Annotated in this window: 3 protein-coding genes; all 3 read right to left on the bottom strand. The window is 39.4% G+C overall.

Translation table 11 applies throughout. The annotated features are described in order from the left end of the window. Positions 1-147: 147 nt before the first annotated feature. From D4N35_RS17580 to istA, 3 genes are read right to left on the bottom strand one after another with little or no spacing between them, the layout of a single operon-like run. A complete protein-coding gene (locus D4N35_RS17580; RefSeq protein WP_120075985.1) occupies positions 148-348 on the bottom strand; it encodes a hypothetical protein in 201 nt (66 codons plus the stop codon). Next, entirely contained in the window at positions 345-1,094 is a 750-nt protein-coding gene (gene istB, locus D4N35_RS17575) for an IS21-like element helper ATPase IstB (RefSeq protein ID WP_120075983.1), read from the bottom strand. Before istB ends, D4N35_RS17580 begins: the two co-directional genes overlap by 4 nt. Then, positions 1,094-2,647, bottom strand: a complete 1,554-nt coding sequence (istA, locus tag D4N35_RS17570; RefSeq protein WP_120075982.1) for an IS21 family transposase — start codon at positions 2,645-2,647, stop codon at positions 1,094-1,096. The genes istB and istA overlap by 1 nt, the downstream gene beginning before the upstream one ends. Between the last annotated feature and the right edge of the window lie 150 nt (positions 2,648-2,797).

The raw sequence follows: 2,797 nt of genomic DNA, 5'->3' as shown, positions 1-2,797 counted from the left end.
TGAAGAAGGACATAGGTTAGCTCCACCTCTGCCATCTTTTTGACCCACTTGGGACAAGAAATTGATCCACTTAGGACAGAGATGAGCCACTACTAGTAGATTTATAAGCAGCCATTGAAATCTAATATATTCCAATGGCTGTTTAGCTTATTTAAAACTCTTACCGTCTAGTTGTTTATTAATTATCTCTTGAGCTAAGCTAACGAGTTCATCGTGGTCTAATCCCTCTTCTTCTCCCCAAATACATGGAGGTAATAATTTCTCTTCCACTTCGCGCATTACTTCATCAGGTAAATACATGTGAAGGAAATACCTTGCTATACGGATTTCAACTTCTTCAGGGATCACTTGGATACCGCCAATCCATGACGTTCTCTCATCGAGACTTTACCGTCAATAAGTATATTGTAGGAATCATGCACAATCCTATCTAGAATGGCGTCTGCCAGTGTGCTTTCGCCAATTTTATCATGCCATCCCCTAGGATCAAATTGGGAACAAAAGATAGTTGAGCCCTGCTGGTGGCGTGCTTCTACGATTTCAAGAAGGTCTCTTGATTCCGTTTCTTTTAACGGAGTTAATAGCCACTCATCCAAGATTAGTAGGTTTACATTCTTGTATTTTTTCATTACCTTTCTATACGTTCCTTCTCCTCTTGCGATCGCCAATTCATCCAATAAATCAGGTAATCGGATGTATTTTACTTTATAGAATTGACGACACGCAGCGATGCCAAATGCACAGGCTAAATACGTCTTCCCATTTCCGGAAGCACCCATTAATATAATATTGTGATGCTCTTCAATATAATTACCAGTTGCCAATCGCAATATTTGTGCCTTATCTAGCTTTCTATCCGGATGATATTCAATATCTTCAATACACGCCTGCGTGTCCCGTAATTCTGCTTGTTTGATTAGGCGATCAAGCTTATTGTTTTGCCTTCTGGACCATTCAATATCAACCAGTAATCCAAATCTATCTTCAAAAGATAGTTCTTGATATTCCGGATTTCTCAATTGTTCTCTAAATGTTTCTGCCATCGCAGACATTCTCATGTCATTTAATTTTGTTAAAGTGTTATCGGTTGTCATTATTTTTTCCCTCCGTAGTAATCAGCGCCACGAGTAAAGCCGTATGCGTTATCATTTTTTGGTGTGTCCATTTGTTCGCTTGTTTTCTCCAATGGTAATTTATCATGTCCTGTTTTTAGGATTGTTTGTATGCTTTTAAGTTTTGGGCGTGGCGTATAAGACAATACTCTTTCACACGCCTTCTCTATGCGTTCGATGGAGTATTTATCTGCTAGTTTCATCAATGCATAGGTCGATTTCAACCCTTGCTTTTCTGTTGGATAAGATTCTAGTATTCTTTCAATGGTTAATAGGGTGGAAGGACCGGTTGTGGCACCCCACTCTAATATAAACTCCTTATCAAACGATGCATACTTTCTATGATCCCTAGGCATATGATCAGGAATCGTACTGAAATCCCCACCTGTTTTATTTGATCTTTTGTGCGAAGCAATCCGGATATTCTTATAAAACACTTCAACTATATTTCTCGTTACTCGAACGTCTACTGTACATTTGATATAATCATAGGGAACAGAGTAATAATTATTATCTATTTTCACATGATAATCGGGCTGGACAACGGTCTTCGCCCAGCTCGCAATCTCGTATGGTGAATGAGGCAGGGGAATTAATGCAAATTTTTCTTCTTCTAAGAATGCTTCCTGCCTGTTCCCTTTTCTCTTTTGGAAAGATTTTGTATTCACCACATCTAATTTCTCTCTAATCGCTTTGTTTAGCTCAGCCAAAGAAAAGAACTTCTCATTACGAAGAGAAGCGATAATCCAAGTCGATATATGGCCAACATTCCCTTCTACACTTGGCTTGTCCTTGGGCCGGCGTACACGTGCTGGGATAATAGTAGTCTGGTAATATTCAGCCATTTCCTGATAGCTCTGATTAATAATTGGATCGATACGGGAAGACTTGGTCACTCCAGTCTTCAAGTTATCCGGTACAATAACCCTTGTGACTCCCCCATAAAATTCAAAAGCATGGATATGAGCCGTAATCCAACTCTCTATATCCATGGATAAAAATCCTTCTACATATGCATATTGACTACATGGCAATGCAGAAACAAAAATATAAACAGGAATTTCTTCTCCTGTTAGATTGTTTGTAAGATGCATCGTTTGACCTGCCCAGTCCACTTCCATTTGTTCTCCAGGTTTTCTTTTGATGCGCATGGTTGCTTTGGTTTTCCTGGCATAATCAGTGTAAAATCTACAAAACTGGCGATAACTGTACGGAATTTCATCATTTGCCCTGCTCTGTAAAGAATATTCGTCCCATAAAAGAGAAAGTGTTACCCCCGTTTTAGCCAATTCTTTATGAATATACTCACAATCAGGCTTTCGTCGATGGTCTGAAGGAACCTTTTTCTCAGGAAATAAAATCATTTGTAAATCTAAATCTGTCACGTCATCTTCGATTGGCCACTGAATTTTCTTCTCTTCCGCTCGCCGAATTACTTCTCTAATCGTGTTCCTTGAATGACCACAGCTTGAAGCTATCCCCCTTTGTGTGACTTCCTGCGAGTGAAGCCTTAAAATTTCCCGATACTTAATCACAAAAAAACCCCCTATAAATGAATTTGCACGTATGTGCTCCTTCATTATATAGGAGGGTGGGTCAGCTATGTCTTAGGTGGATCAATTTCATGGCAGAGGTGGATCAAAAAGATGGCACAACTGGGTCAATTGCATGGCTGTAATCACATT

Origin of the sequence: Siminovitchia fortis (assembly GCF_003605365.2) — a bacterium.
Lineage (GTDB): Bacteria > Bacillota > Bacilli > Bacillales > Bacillaceae_C > Siminovitchia > Siminovitchia fortis.
This window is presented reverse-complemented; position numbering and strand designations above follow the sequence as displayed.

What these genes read in the sequence shown, in the direction of transcription:
- istB (WP_120075983.1), bottom strand. Translation starts at nt 1,094, where the DNA reads ATGACAACCGATAACACTTTAACAAAATTAAATGACATGAGAATGTCT.